This is a genomic window from Dactylosporangium maewongense (genome assembly GCF_039531485.1).
Lineage (GTDB): Bacteria > Actinomycetota > Actinomycetes > Mycobacteriales > Micromonosporaceae > Dactylosporangium > Dactylosporangium maewongense.
Genome location: NZ_BAAAQD010000018.1, coordinates 258,758 through 272,698, shown reverse-complemented (window position 1 = coordinate 272,698; position 13,941 = coordinate 258,758). Strand labels below are relative to the sequence as shown.

Genomic DNA, 13,941 nt, shown 5'->3' with positions numbered 1-13,941 from the left:
GTGCAGTGGCGAGGGTGTCCAGATCGACGTGCACGTGGCCTCCATGGTCTCGTTGCTCAGCAACGTCGATCATGGAGACCCTCGTCTACTTTCACCGCCCCGGTATCCCTTGGAATAGACCGTCTAGGCCGCGGTCATGGTCGACGACTAAGGCCGCGGGAAGGCGCCGGCCGGAGGGCTAGACCGGCATGTGCCAGAGCGCACGGATGGTCTCGGTCACGCAGCGTTCGCGGGGGTGACCACACGTGCACCGGTGCTCATCCGGTGGCTCGCAGCGACGGTGTGTGACCTTTTCCGCAGCGTGCTTGGCGACCGCCGCGGAGAGCTCACGCGCCGGCTCGACAAGCGCGGTGTTCTGTGACATTTCACCCACCCCCCGATTCAGGGTGAGCGCTCCGGTGACACTTTTCACGACACTTTCGAACCTACTCTTGAGTAACGTACGAGAGGCGAACCTGTTCGCGACCAGGATGAGCCGTAACGTGGGGCGCAAGTCGGCCGCGATGGCGCGGTGACTGTCAAGCAGGAGGACCTCGGACCACGATGAAGATCGTCGTACTCGTCAAGCAGGTGCCGGACTCCGGCGCGGACCGCAACCTGCGCAGTGACGACAACACCGTCGACCGCGCGTCGGCCAGCAACGTGATCAACGAGATGGACGAATACGCCATCGAGGAGGCGCTGAGGCTCCAGGAGGCGCACGGCGGCGAGGTGGTCGTCCTGACCGTCGGCCCCGACCGTGCCACGGAGTCGATCCGCAAGGCCCTGTCGATGGGCCCGGACTCCGCCGTCCACGTCGTCGACGACGCGCTGCACGGCTCGTGTGCCGTCGCCACCTCGAAGGTGCTCGCCGCCGCCATCGCGCAGCAGCAGGCCGACCTGGTCATCTGCGGCGCCGAGTCGACCGACGGCCGCGTGCAGGTCATGCCGCACATGATCGCCGAGCGGCTCGGGATCGCGGCCTTGACCGGTGCCCGCAAGCTCACCGTCGAGAAGTCCTCGGTCACCATCGAGCGGCAGACCGACGAGGGCTACGAGGTCGTCACCGCTTCCACCCCCGCCCTGGTCAGCGTGTGGGACACGATCAACGACCCGCGCTACCCGTCGTTCAAGGGCATCATGGCGGCCAAGAAGAAGCCGCTGCAGACCCTGTCGCTGGGCGACCTGGGCATCGCCGCGGGCGAGGTCGGCTTCGAGGGCGCGACCAGCGCCGTCGTCGAGCACAGCAAGCGCCCGCCCCGCCAGGCCGGCAACAAGATCGACGCGGGTGACGACGGCGGCAGCAAGCTCGTCGAGTACCTGGCCTCCGAGAAGTTCGTCTAAGGGAGTTCGGAACCATGGCTGAAGTACTGGTCGTCGTCGAGGCCTCCCAGGGCGCCGTCAAGAAGGTCACCCTCGAGATGCTGACCCTGGCCCGGACCCTCGGCGACGTGTCCGCCGTCGTCCTCGGCGGCTCCGCCTCGGCGGTCGCCGACAAGCTCGGCGAGTTCGGCGCCTCGAAGATCTACGCCGCCGAGAGCGAGGACCTCGACGGTTACCTCGTGGCCGGCAAGGCCACCGTCCTCGCGTCGCTGATCCAGCGCGTGTCGCCCGCCGCGGTGCTCGTCGCCTCCAGCCAGGAGGGCAAGGAGATCGCCGGACGGGTCGCCGTCAAGCTCGACAACGGGCTGCTCACCGACGCCGTCGCCCTCGACGCCGAGGGTGTCGCCACGCAGGTCGTCTTCGCCGGCTCGACGATCGTGAAGTCGAAGGTCAGCAAGGGCCTGCCGATCGTCACGGTCCGGCCCAACTCGCTCACCCCCACCCCCTCGCCGGCCACCCCGTCGGTCGAGCAGGTCGAGGTCGCGCTGACCGACAAGGACAAGCTGGCGCAGGTCGTCGAGCGCAAGGTCGAGGCGAAGGGCGCCCGCCCGGAGCTCGCCGAGGCCTCGATCGTCGTCTCCGGCGGCCGCGGCGTCGGCAGCGCCGACAACTTCAAGCTCGTCGAGGAGTTGGCCGACCTGCTCGGCGCCGCCGTCGGCGCCTCCCGGGCGGCGGTCGACTCGGGTTTCTACCCGCACCAGTTCCAGGTCGGCCAGACCGGCAAGACGGTGTCGCCGCAGCTGTACGTGGCGCTCGGCATCTCCGGCGCGATCCAGCACCGGGCCGGCATGCAGACGTCGAAGACGATCGTCGCGGTCAACAAGGACCCCGAGGCGCCGATCTTCGAACTGGCCGACTTCGGCGTGGTCGGCGACCTGTTCAAGGTCGTCCCGCAGGCCGCCGAGGAGATCCGCAAGCGCAAGTAACCCCGCGCCGACGAATGCGCCGCCCGCCGTCTCCGGCGGGCGGCGCTTTTCGTGCTCCGGAGTACTGGAGCTACGGGAGCGTGCCGCGGAGCAGGCTCTTGCCGGAGTGGGTGGCGTCGCCGTCGTGCGGCTCGGCGGAGATGTCGACGATGTTGAACTTGCGCAGGTCGAGCGTGCCGGGCACGGTCAGCTGCTGGTCGGGCTTCGCGCCCATCACGCCGAGGGCCTGCATGCGCAGCGCGGGGGCGTCCAGGCTGGTCGAGTCGAGCAGCCAGGCCTCGTAGTCGCCGTCCGGCTGGTCCGGCATCCCCTCGGCGTGCACGAACAGCTTCCGTTCCCCGTCGACGCTGACCAGGCAGGCGTAGCCGCCCGCCCCGGCCGGCGCGCCCGGCAGCGCCTCCAGCGACACCCGGGGCGAGCCGGCCGGGCAGGAGGCGACGGCGGGGGCCGCGGGCCCGTCCCGCAGCACCAGCGCGGTCCCGGCCGCGGCGGCGGTCGCGGCCACGACGGCCGCCGCCGCCGCGACAGCGGCGGTGACCCGCCAGCCGTGCCGACGACGGACGGTGACGTCAGCAGGCAGTACCGCAGCCGCTGAAGCGACACGAGCACGTGTGGCGGTCGGGGGTGGGTCGGTGTGCAGCGTCACGGCGGGTGGGGGCGTGGCCCGGTCGGTCGCCGCCAGCTCCGCCCGGATCCGCTGCCAGACGTGCTCCGGCGGGGGCGGCAGGTCGCGCAGCCGCTGCGTCTGACGGCCGAGGCCGGCGACGTCGCGCAGCTCGTCCACCTCGGTGCGGCACCGCCCGCAGGTGTCGAGGTGGCCGGTCTCGTGCTGGTCGAGGGTCTCCTCACCGAGCGCCAGAAGCACCAGCCGCTCGGGCTCCAAATGTGACACCGTCCACCTCCCATCGACTGCGAAGTCTCGCCATCCCGCGCCGCAGGTGGCTCTTCACCGTGCCCAGCGGCAGGCCCGTCACCGCCGCGATCTGCGGGTGGGTCAGGTCGTCGTAGAACGCCAGCTCCAGCACCCGCCGCTGCTCGCCGGGCAGCTGGGCCATCTCGTCGGCGACGACCAGCCGGTCGACGACCCGGTCCGGCGGCGCCTCGACCTCGACGGCGGGCGCGAGCCGGCGGACCGAGTCGGCGATCCGGTCGTCGCGGGCCGCCGCCCGGATCTGGTCGACGACCTTGCGCCGGGCGATCCCGAGCAGCCAGCCGAGCATCGACCCGCGGGCGGGGTCGAAGCTCTCCCGGCCCAGCCACGCCGCCACGAACGTGGCCTGCGTGACGTCCTCGGCGTCCGTCGTGCTCGCCAGCCCACGGGCGGCGAGGTGGAACACGGCCGGCCCGAACCGCTCGTACGCCTGCCGCAGCGCGCGCTCGTCACCGGCGCGGAACAGCTCGGCGAAGCCGTCCTCGCCGTCCGCCGGGTGCCCGGCACTCACCGGGCTCGCCGTGGTTGTCGCCGTCGCACAGGCACGTCCTGAAGTTATCGCATCTCACAGGGGACTTCCGTCTACGTGTTCGGCGCGGGAGGGGGTGTTGGATGCAGTGCAGGGGCAAGAGCGCGTTTTTTCATACTGCGCGAATTGGCTCCGCGCGACCCGCTGACCGTCACCGGCAGTGACGGGACGCGACGGGTGCACGCCGTCGAGACCGCCGTCCCGCTGGAGCGATGCCCCGCGCGGGGCGGCGGCTCCTGATCACGTGCGGTGGCCCGGTCCGACGCGAAGACGCCACCGCCGGGACCCCGTGGTGATCACCGCGCAACCGGCGGCGCGGTAAGGAGCGGACGGCCGTTAGGCTTGGGTCCGATGTCGTACCTCGACCATGCCGCCACTACGCCGATGCTCCCGGAGGCGCTCGACGCCTTCGTCGTCGCGGCGCGTGCAGTCGGCAACGCCTCGTCGCTGCACGCTTCCGGCCGCCAGGCCCGCCGCCGGGTGGAGGAGTCGCGCGAGCAGATCGCCGCCGCGCTCGCCGCCAGGCCGTCCGAGGTGATCTTCACCGGGGGCGGCACCGAGAGCGACAACCTCGCCACCAAGGGCATCTTCTGGGCCCGGCGGGCCGCGGACCCGCGGCGCAACCGGATCGTGGCCAGCTCCGTCGAGCACCACGCGGTGCTCGACGCGGTCGCCTGGCTGGAGCGGCACGAGGGCGCGGCGGTCACGTGGCTGCCGGTCTCCTCGTCGGGCCGGGTCTCGGTCGACGACTTCGCGCAGGCCGTGTCCGGCGACGACGTGGCGGTCGCCACCGTGATGTGGGCCAACAACGAGGTCGGCACGATCCAGCCGGTCGCCGAGCTGGCGGCCCTCGCGGCCTCCGCGGGGGTGCCGTTCCACACCGACGCGGTGCAGGCCGTCGGGCAGGTCCCCGTCGACTTCGCCGCCAGCGGCGCCGCCGCGCTCACGGTCAGCGGGCACAAGCTCGGCGGCCCGATCGGCGTCGGCGCGCTCCTGCTCGGCCGCGAGGTCGCCTGCACGCCGCTGCTGCACGGCGGCGGCCAGGAGCGCGACGTGCGCTCCGGCACCCTGGACGTGCCCGGGATCGTCGCGCTCGCCGTCGCGGTCGAGCTGTCGGTCAAGACCCAGCGCGAGACCGCGGAGCGGATCGGGCGCCTGCGCGACGACCTCGTCGCCCGGGTCCGCGACGCCGTGCCCGGCGCGATCCTCAACGGCGACCCCGCGGACCGGCTGCCGGGCAACGCGCACTTCTCGTTCCCGGGCTGCGAGGGCGACGCGCTGCTGCTCCTGCTCGACGCGCAGGGCATCGCGTGCTCGACCGGCTCGGCCTGCTCCGCCGGTGTGGCGCAGCCGTCGCATGTACTGATCGCGATGGGCGCCGGTGACGCCGAGGCCCGCTCGTCGCTGCGGTTCACCCTCGGGCACACGTCGACCGAGGCCGACGTCGACGCGCTCGTCGCCGCGCTGCCCGCCGTCGTGGAGCGGGCGCGCCGGGCCGGCGCGGTCAAGTCGCGCCTCTAGGTAGGCTTTCGTTGTGAGAGTGCTCGCGGCGATGTCAGGTGGGGTCGACTCGGCGGTCGCGGCCGCGCGGGCGGCCGAGGCCGGTCACGACGTGACCGGGGTCCACCTCGCCCTGGCGCGCAACCCGCAGACGTATCGCAGCGGCGCCCGCGGCTGCTGCACCCTGGAGGACGCCCGCGACGCGCGGCGCGCCGCCGACGTGATCGGGATCCCGTTCTACGTGTGGGACATGGCCGAGCAGTTCCACGACTCGGTCGTGGACGACTTCGTCGCCGAGTACGCGGCCGGGCGGACGCCGAACCCGTGCCTGCGGTGCAACGAGAAGATCAAGTTCGAGGCGGTGCTGGACCGGGCCGTGGCGCTGGGGTTCGACGCGGTCGTCACCGGTCACCACGCGCGGCTCGGCGCCGACGGGCTGCTGCGGCGCAGCGTCGACTACGCGAAGGACCAGTCCTACGTGCTGGCGGTGCTGACGGCCGCGCAGCTGTCCCGGGCGATGTTCCCGCTGGGCGACTCCACGAAGGCCGCCGTCCGCGAGGAGGCCGCCGCGCGCGGCCTGGCCGTGGCGGACAAGCCGGACAGCCACGACATCTGCTTCATCGCCGACGGTGACACGCGGAAGTTCCTCGCCGACCGGCTGGGGTCGCAGCCCGGCGACATCGTGGAGGCCACCACCGGGGCGGTCGTCGGGCGGCACGAGGGGGCGTTCGCGTACACCGTGGGCCAGCGCCGCGGGCTCGACCTGCGGGTCTCGGCGCCCGACCGCAACCCTCGCTACGTGCTCTCGATCACGCCCGCCACCAACACGGTGACGGTGGGGCCGGCGTCCGCGCTCGAGGTGTCCACCGTGGTGGGTGCGCGGCCGGTGTGGCACGGATCGGCGTCGGCCCTGGACTGCTCCGTGCAGCTCCGGGCGCACGGGTCCGTGTTCCCCGCCTCGGTGGTGCTCGACGGTTCGTCCCTGACGGCCGCACTGCATTCGCCCGCCCGTGGCGTTGCCGCCGGGCAGGCGATCGTCTGCTACCAGCCATCTGACGAAGGCGACATCGTGCTCGGTTCGGCGACTATTTCGGAAACCTCATGACATTTCCCTGGCCGGTGGGGTCCGCCACCGGGATCGGCTCCATGCCGGGCACCGACATCGCCGAGGCGCAGAGGATCGTGCTCGGCGAGCTGCCGGACCTGCCCCACCTGCCGGAGCTGCCCGGCCGCGGCCCCGGCGCCGACATGATCGGCAGGGGCGGGGCGCTGCTGACGGAGCTGCCGATCGAGCTGTACGCGGGGCGCTGGCGCGTGGCCTCCCGGCCCGGCCACGACCTGCGGGTGGCCCTGGACTTCCTCGAGCGCGATCTCGACACGATGACCGAGCAGGCGTCCTCGTTCGCCGGCACGTTCAAGGTCCAGGTGCCCGGCCCGTGGACGCTCGCGGCGTCGCTGCAGCTGCCGATCGGCGGGGCGGTCCTGCGCGACCACGGTGCCGCGCGCGACCTCGCCGGGTCCCTCGCGGACGGCGTGGCCGCGCATGTCGCGTCGGTGCGGGCCCGGCTGCCGCACGCCACGATCCTGCTGCAGGTCGACGAGCCGTCCCTGCCCGCGGTGCTGGCCGGCCGGGTGCCCTCGGAGAGCGGGTACGGCACGCTGCGCGCCGTGGACGTCTCCGTCGCGCGGTCCGCGCTGTCGTCGGTGGTCTCGGCGGCCGGCGTGCCGGTGGTCGTGCACTGCTGCGCCCCCGGTGTCCCCTTCGCGCTCCTGCGCGAGGCCGGGGCGGTGGCGGTCGCCGTGGACCTGTCGCTGGTCGCCGACCTGGACGCGCTCGGCGAGCTCCTCGACGGCGGCGCGGGGCTCTTCGCCGGCGTGTCCGGGCCGTCGCCCGCTTCGACCGTGACGGATCTGTGGCGCAAGCTGGGCTTCCCGCTCAGCTCGCTGCCGGCGCAGGTCGTCGTCACGCCACCGTGCGGGATCTCGGCGCCGCCGGTGAAGGTGCTGCGGGCGCTGCGCGACGCCGGCCGGCGGCTCACGGATCATCTGTAGCCATTTTTTGTCGTACCCGGGCGGTAAGTTCGTGGCATGAACGACGCAGGGACCGAGCCCACCCTCGAAGCGCGCGAGCGGCACACCGAGCTGTCCCGCGAGCTGGACGAGCATCAGTATCGGTATTACATCCTGCAGTCGCCGGCCGTCGACGACTCGGTCTATGACACGCTGATGCGGGAGCTGGAGGCGATCGAGGCCGAGTTCCCGGCGCTCGTCACGCCCGACTCGCCCAGCCAGCGGGTCGGCGGCACCTTCTCCACCGACTTCGCGGCCGTGCAGCACGCCGAGCGCATGCTCAGCCTCGACAACGCGCTCAACGACGAGGCGCTCGCCGCCTGGGTCCAGCGCATCGAGCGCGACGCCGGCAGCGCTCCCCGCTACCTGTGCGAGCTGAAGATCGACGGCCTCGCCGTCAACCTCACGTATGAGCGCGGGCGCCTGGTGCGCGCCGCCACCCGCGGCGACGGCCGCACCGGCGAGGACATCACGCTCAACGTGCGGACCATCGCGGGCATCCCGGAGCACCTCACCGGCACCGACCTGCCCGACCTGCTGGAGGTCCGCGGCGAGGTGTTCTTCACCCTGGCCGGCTTCGAGGAGGTCAATGCGGCCCAGGTCGCCGCCGGTGAGCCGCCGTTCGCCAACCCGCGCAACGCGGCCAGCGGCAGCCTCCGCCAGAAGGATCCACGGATCACCGCGTCCCGCCCGATGCAGATGCTGGTCCACGGCTTCGGCGCCCGCGAGGGGTTCAATCCGGCCACCCAGTCCGAGGCCTATGAGCTGATGCACGCCTGGGGGCTGCCGACCTCACCCCGGTGGAAGGTCCTCGACGACCTCGACGGCGTCCGCGCCTATATCGCCGACTACGGCAAGCGCCGCCACACCATCGAGCACGAGATCGACGGTGTGGTCGTCAAGGTCGACCAGATGTCCATCCAGCGCCGCCTCGGCTCCACCAGCAAGGCGCCCCGCTGGGCGATCGCCTTCAAGTATCCGCCCGAGGAGGCGATGACCAAGCTGCTCGGCATCGAGGTCAACGTCGGGCGCACGGGGCGCGTCACCCCGTTCGCCGTGATGGAGCCCGTCGCCGTGGGCGGTGTCAAGGTCGCGCAGGCGACGTTGCACAACGCGCAGGAGGTCGTCCGCAAGGGCATCCTCATCGGCGACACCGTCGTCATCCGCCGCGCCGGCGACGTCATCCCCGAGGTCCTCGGCCCGGTCGCCGACCGCCGCGACGGATCCGAGGTCGCCTTCGTCATGCCGACGCACTGCCCGTCGTGCGGCACGGCCCTCGCTCCCGAGAAGGAGAGCGACAAGGACATCCGCTGCCCCAACTCGCGGGTCTGCCCGGGCCAGCTCCGCGAGCGCCTCTTCGCCCTCGCCAGCCGCAACGCCCTGGACATCGAGGCCCTCGGCTGGAAGTCCGCCGCCGCCCTCCTCGAGTCCGTCCTCACCAACGAGGCCGAGCTCTTCGACATCGACGCCGACATGCTCGCCAAGTCCCCGTTCTTCGTCAACAAGGACGGCTCGCTCAGCAGCACCGCCCAGCTGCTGCTGGTCAACCTCCAGGAGGTCAAGGAGCGCCCCCTCTGGCGCATCCTGGTCGCCCTCTCCATCCGCCACGTCGGCCCCACCGCCGCGCAGGCCCTGGCCAACTCCATCGGCTCCATGGAGACCATCGCCACCGCCACCCCGGTGGAGCTCGCCGCGGTCGAGGGCGTCGGCCCCACCATCGCCCGCGCCGTCCACGACTGGTTCGCCGTCGACTGGCACCGCGAGATCGTCGACCGCTGGGCCGCCGCCGGCGTCCGCATGGTCGAGGAGCAGGTGGCCTCCGGCCCCCGCCCCCTCGACGGCATCACGGTCGTCGTCACCGGCTCCCTCGACCGCTACTCCCGCGACCAGGCCGCCGAGGCCATCACCTCCCGCGGCGGCAAGGTCTCCGGCTCCGTCTCCAAGAAGACGCACTTCGTCGTCGTCGGCGAGTCGCCGGGCTCCAAGGCCGAGAAGGCCGCGACCCTGAAGGTCCCGATCCTCGACGAGGCCGCCTTCGAGGTCCTGCTCACCGAAGGCCCCGACGCCGCGCGGGCCCTTGCCCAGCTCGCGGACCCCGCTGCCGAGGACGCGGCTCCCGCGGTCGGCTGATGAGGGACGGCCCCGGCCGTCCCTCGCCTGAGTGGCTCACGGAACGTTCGGGTATCGCTACGCAGTAGTGATATTCGATGGGACGTGATCGCCCGGTCGGTGGAATGGCGGGGGTTTTGTGCATCGATTCAGCATCCTTTCCGGTTTGGGTGGCGGTTGAGGGTGCACGCTCGCAGGGCGTCTCGACGGAGTGGTCGATGGCACCCGAGCGGGGGAGTGGATGGAGCAGAGCGCGCTGCGTAACGTCGCGCCGCCCAGGCATGCTCATCGGTTCTTCGCCTACGTCGCGGTGGTGGTGGGGGCCGGCGCGATGCTGCTGGTGGGCAGCCTGCCCGGCGGGTTCCCGGCGAGTCTTCCGGCGGCGTTCTGGGTGCTGGCGGGGTGTGCGGTCGTCGCTGACACCAAGCCGTTCGTGCAGGTGGGCCGCGACGACGCGATGATGGCCTTCCCGTCGGTGTGCTTCACGTTCGCGATCATGCTGGCGTTCGGGTTCGCGCCGGCGGTGCTGGTGCAGCTGGCGGCGGTGGCGATCACGGCGGGATGGTTGCGGCACACGGTGTGGCGGGCGGCGTTCAACGCGGCCCAGTACTTCGTGTCGTTCGCGGTGGCGGATCTGATCCTGCGCGGGTCGCATCACGTCGGGTGGATCGTGGTGGCGGCGGTCGCGTGGTTCGTGGTCAACAACCTGCTGGTCTCGACGGCGGTGTGGTTGCGGTTCGGGCAGGGGTGGCGGGCGCGGTTCGCGCGGGCGGTCAAGACCGACGCGCTGGCGACCGGGGCCCTGCTGCTGTCGGCGCCGGGGCTGGTGGCGGCCGCCGGGGTGGACGTGCTGCTGATCCCGTTGGCGCTGGTCACGCTGTATGCGGTGCGCCGGATGACCTCCCTGTCGGCGCAGCGGGCGCTCGAGGCGCGGCGCGATCCACTGACCGGGCTGGCGAACCGGAAGGGGCTGGAGCGGGCGGTCGAGCAGCGGCTGGAGGAGCACGCGGAGCGGGCCGCGACCCGGCAGACGGCGCGGCGGCTGGCGCTGCTGCTGCTGGACCTGGACGGGTTCAAGCAGGTCAACGACTCGCTGGGGCACCGGGTAGGGGACCGGCTGCTGATCGAGGTGTCGCGGCGGCTGAGCGAGCGGGCCGACGCGGAGGTGGCGCGGCTCGGCGGCGACGAGTTCGCGATCGTGGTGCCGCACCTGAGCGACGTCGCCGAGGCCAGGGTGCACGCGGAGAAGATCATGGACGCGTTGCGGGAGCCGGTGCTGCTGGACGGGTTGCCGATCGACGTGGGCGGGTCGGTGGGGGTGGCGGTGTACCCGGAGCACGGCACGGGCTTCGAGGAGCTGATGCAGCACGCGGACGTGGCGATGTACGACGCGAAGGGACGCGGCGACAACCTCGCCGTCTACGCGCCGGAGGCCGACCACAACTCGCCGGAGCGGCTGAGCCTGCTCGCCGACCTGCGCAGGGCGCTGGAGACCCCCGGTGACCGGGGGATCGCGCTGTATTACCAGCCGCAGGTCGAGCTGGCGACCGGCGACGTGGTGGGGCTGGAGGCGCTGCTGCGGTGGCACCACCCGCAGCGGGGGCTCGTCGACCCGGAGGAGCTCATCAAGGTCGCGGAGCACAGCTCGGTGATGCGGCTGCTGACGTTCCGGCTGATCGACAACGCGATCGACCAGCTCGCGGCGTGGGGCGACCGGGCCGGGCGGGTACGGGTCGCGGTGAACGTGAGCGTCCGGGACCTGCACACCGGCGAGATCGCGGACCGGATCGAGGCGAAGCTGCGGCAGACGGGGATCGAGCCGGAGCGGCTGGAGCTGGAGATCACGGAGAGCGCGCTGATGGCCGACCCGCGGCGGGTCCTGGCGACGCTCGCCAGGCTGGAGCGGCTCGGGATCGCGATCGCGCTGGACGACTTCGGCACCGGGTACTCCTCGATGCTGCACCTGCGCCGGCTGCCGCTCAGGGAGGTGAAGATCGACCGGTCGTTCGTGCTCGGGGTGGCGACGGACCCCGACGACGCGGCGATCGTGCGGTCGATGATCGACCTGGCGCGGGCGCTCGGGCTGCGGATCGTGGCGGAGGGCGTCGAGGACGAACGGACCTGGCGGATGCTCGTCGAGGCGGGCTGCGACCTGGCGCAGGGCTGGTACTTCGCCCGGCCGATGCCGCCGGACGGCCTGCTCGACTGGCTGACCCGCCACCGCCGTTCCGCGGTCGCCCACAGCGCCTGAACGAAACTGTCACACCCCCCGAGTAGGTTCAGTGGCAGATCGAAGCGCGACGGCAGTGGCAGTTCGAAGATCGCGCGGGAAAGACTGTGGGGGGACACGGTGAAGGAATGCCGTCCGGGTGAGAGCGCCGCGGCGTTGGGTACACCCGCCGGAAACGCCATTGGACAACGGCGAGCGGACCGTCGCGCACGGCGACCGCGGGGGACGAAATAGACTGCGTCGAGCCGACTGTTGAAGGAGCATCGCACCCATGGCCACCATTTCCCGCGAAGAGGTGGCGCATCTCGCCCGCCTCGCGCGGCTTGCAGTCACCGATGACGAGCTCGACACATTCGCCGGGCAGCTCGACGTGATCCTGCAGGCCGTCGCCCAGGTGGGCGAGGTCGCCGCGGTTGACGTGCCGCCGACGTCGCACTCCGTGCCGCTGACCAACGTGTTCCGCGACGACGTCGTCGTGCCGGGGCTGACGCGCGAGGAGGCGCTGTCGGGCGCGCCCGACGCCGAGGAGAACCGCTTCCGCGTCCCGCGGATCCTGGACGAGGAGGCCTGAGCGATGTCTGACGTCACCAAGCTGACCGCGGCCGAGCTCGGCCGCAAGCTCGCCGCGAAGGAGCTGTCCGCGGTCGAGGTCGCCACCGCCCATCTGGAGCGGATCGAGGCGGTCGAGGGCAAGGTCCACGCGTTCCTGCACGTCGACCGCGACGGCGCGCTCGCGGAGGCGAAGAAGATCGACGACGCCCGCGCCAAGGGCGACGAGGTCCGCCCGCTCGCCGGCGTGCCGGTCGCCGTCAAGGACGTGATCACGACCAAGGGCGTGCCGACCACCGCGGGATCGAAGATTCTCGAGGGCTGGCGGCCGCCGTACGACGCGACGATCATGACGCGGATGCGCGAGGCCGGGCTCGTCATGCTCGGCAAGACCAACATGGACGAGTTCGCGATGGGCAGCTCGACCGAGTATTCGGCGTATGGGCCCACGTACAACCCCTGGGACACCGGCCGGATCCCCGGCGGCTCCGGCGGTGGCTCGGCCGCGGCGGTCGCGGCGTATGAGGCGCCCCTGGCCATCGGCACCGACACCGGCGGCTCGATCCGCCAGCCGGCCGCGGTCACCGGCACCGTCGGCGCGAAGCCGACCTATGGCGGCACGTCGCGCTACGGTCTCGTCGCCTTCTCCAGCTCGCTGGACACCCCGGGCCCGTGCGCGCGGACCGTCGAGGACGCGGCGCTGCTGCACGCGATCATCGGCGGCCACGACCCGCGCGACTCGACGTCGATCCCGCAGCCGATGCCCGACGTGGTCGGCGCGGCCCGGCTCGGCGCGACCGGTGACCTCAGCGGGGTCCGGCTCGGCCTGGTCAAGGAGTTCGCCGGGGAAGGTGCCGAGCCCGGCGTCGCCGCCGCGTATCGCGAGTCGGTCGACGCGCTGGTGAAGCTGGGCGCGGAGATCGTCGAGGTCTCGTGCCCCAACTTCAAGTTCGCGCTGCCGGCCTACTACCTGATCGCGCCGAGCGAGTGCTCGTCCAACCTGGCCAGGTTCGACGGCGTGCGGTTCGGGCTGCGCAGCGGCGACGACGGCAAGCGGTCGCTCGAAGAGGTCATGCAGCTGACCCGGGAGGAAGGCTTCGGCCCCGAGGTCAAGCGCCGGATCATCCTGGGCACCTATGCGCTGTCCGCCGGCTACTACGACGCCTACTACGGGCAGGCGCAGAAGGTGCGGACCCTGATCTCCAGGGACTTCGAGCAGGCCTTCGCCAAGGCGGACGTGCTGGTCGCGCCGACCACGCCGTTCGTGGCGTTCCCGCTCGGGTCACGCACGTCGGACCCCTACCAGATGTATCTGGCGGACCTCTACACGATCCCGTCGAACCTGTATGGCGGGCCCGCGATCTCCGTGCCGGCCGGTCTGTCCGAAGGGCTGCCGGTGGGGCTGCAGATCATGGCACCGACGATGGCCGACGACCGGATGTACCGGGTCGCCGCGGCCCTCGAGTCGGCGCTGCCGCCGCTGACCCCGCCCGCGCTGTAACCGTCGAAGGGCGGCCCTGTGAAGAGCCGCCCTTTCACCGGGGTTCAGCCGCGGCTGCCCTGGCGCCACGAGAAGGGGCCGGGGAGGTCGACGCGGTTCTTCTTGGTCCGCGAGTTCCACGACCAGGGGCCCAGCTTGAAGCTCCAGGAAGAGAACCCTTCCTGGGTGAAGTGGAAAATGAACGGGCCGAACTTCTTGCTCTTCCGAAACTGCACCGGCATGGCGTTCTCCTCT

The 13,941-nt window shown here is 72.0% G+C and carries 12 protein-coding genes; 9 read left to right on the top strand and 3 right to left on the bottom strand.

Annotated elements, in window-relative coordinates; genetic code table 11:
* The first annotated feature begins 543 nt into the window (after positions 1-543).
* Together ABD332_RS38645 and ABD332_RS38640 are read left to right on the top strand one after the other, a co-directional pair.
* On the top strand, positions 544-1,323 hold the full coding sequence (locus tag ABD332_RS38645; RefSeq protein ID WP_344508161.1) for an electron transfer flavoprotein subunit beta/FixA family protein: 780 nt from the start codon (positions 544-546) through the stop codon (positions 1,321-1,323).
* A 14-nt stretch (positions 1,324-1,337) separates the two neighbouring features.
* Complete coding sequence (locus ABD332_RS38640) at positions 1,338-2,288, top strand: electron transfer flavoprotein subunit alpha/FixB family protein (protein WP_344508160.1); 951 nt, start codon at positions 1,338-1,340, stop codon at positions 2,286-2,288.
* Positions 2,289-2,358: 70 nt separating this feature from the next.
* On the opposite strand, the gene ABD332_RS38635 is transcribed toward ABD332_RS38640, so the two are convergent.
* Both ABD332_RS38635 and ABD332_RS38630 read right to left on the bottom strand, forming a co-directional pair.
* On the bottom strand, positions 2,359-3,180 hold the full coding sequence (locus tag ABD332_RS38635; RefSeq protein ID WP_344508158.1) for an anti-sigma factor: 822 nt from the start codon (positions 3,178-3,180) through the stop codon (positions 2,359-2,361).
* A complete protein-coding gene (locus ABD332_RS38630; protein WP_344508156.1) occupies positions 3,134-3,730 on the bottom strand; it encodes an RNA polymerase sigma factor in 597 nt (198 codons plus the stop codon). The genes ABD332_RS38635 and ABD332_RS38630 overlap by 47 nt, the downstream gene beginning before the upstream one ends.
* A 369-nt stretch (positions 3,731-4,099) precedes the next feature.
* Here ABD332_RS38630 and ABD332_RS38625 point away from each other — a divergent pair, with 369 nt between their 5' ends.
* The 7 genes from ABD332_RS38625 to gatA all read left to right on the top strand — a co-directional run bounded on the left by ABD332_RS38625 (position 4,100) and on the right by gatA (position 13,707).
* Positions 4,100-5,269, top strand: a complete 1,170-nt coding sequence (locus ABD332_RS38625) for a cysteine desulfurase family protein (RefSeq protein WP_344508154.1) — start codon at positions 4,100-4,102, stop codon at positions 5,267-5,269.
* 13 nt (positions 5,270-5,282) lie between these two features.
* Positions 5,283-6,353, top strand: a complete 1,071-nt coding sequence (gene mnmA, locus ABD332_RS38620) for a tRNA 2-thiouridine(34) synthase MnmA (protein WP_344508152.1) — start codon at positions 5,283-5,285, stop codon at positions 6,351-6,353.
* Positions 6,350-7,300 (top strand): uroporphyrinogen decarboxylase/cobalamine-independent methonine synthase family protein, encoded by a 951-nt coding sequence (locus tag ABD332_RS38615; RefSeq protein ID WP_344508150.1) that lies wholly within the window; start codon positions 6,350-6,352, stop codon positions 7,298-7,300. The genes mnmA and ABD332_RS38615 overlap by 4 nt, the downstream gene beginning before the upstream one ends.
* Positions 7,301-7,336: 36 nt before the next feature.
* Positions 7,337-9,448, top strand: a complete 2,112-nt coding sequence (gene ligA / locus ABD332_RS38610) for an NAD-dependent DNA ligase LigA (RefSeq protein WP_344508148.1) — start codon at positions 7,337-7,339, stop codon at positions 9,446-9,448.
* A gap of 220 nt (positions 9,449-9,668) precedes the next feature.
* Entirely contained in the window at positions 9,669-11,678 is a 2,010-nt protein-coding gene (locus tag ABD332_RS38605; RefSeq protein ID WP_344508146.1) for a putative bifunctional diguanylate cyclase/phosphodiesterase, read from the top strand.
* 250 nt (positions 11,679-11,928) lie between these two features.
* A complete protein-coding gene (gene gatC / locus ABD332_RS38600) occupies positions 11,929-12,228 on the top strand; it encodes an Asp-tRNA(Asn)/Glu-tRNA(Gln) amidotransferase subunit GatC (protein WP_344508144.1) in 300 nt (99 codons plus the stop codon).
* 3 nt (positions 12,229-12,231) lie between these two features.
* A complete protein-coding gene (gene gatA, locus ABD332_RS38595) occupies positions 12,232-13,707 on the top strand; it encodes an Asp-tRNA(Asn)/Glu-tRNA(Gln) amidotransferase subunit GatA (RefSeq protein WP_344508142.1) in 1,476 nt (491 codons plus the stop codon).
* A 44-nt stretch (positions 13,708-13,751) separates the two neighbouring features.
* On the opposite strand, the gene ABD332_RS38590 is transcribed toward gatA, so the two are convergent.
* On the bottom strand, positions 13,752-13,928 hold the full coding sequence (locus ABD332_RS38590) for a DUF4236 domain-containing protein (RefSeq protein ID WP_344508140.1): 177 nt from the start codon (positions 13,926-13,928) through the stop codon (positions 13,752-13,754).
* Between the last annotated feature and the right edge of the window lie 13 nt (positions 13,929-13,941).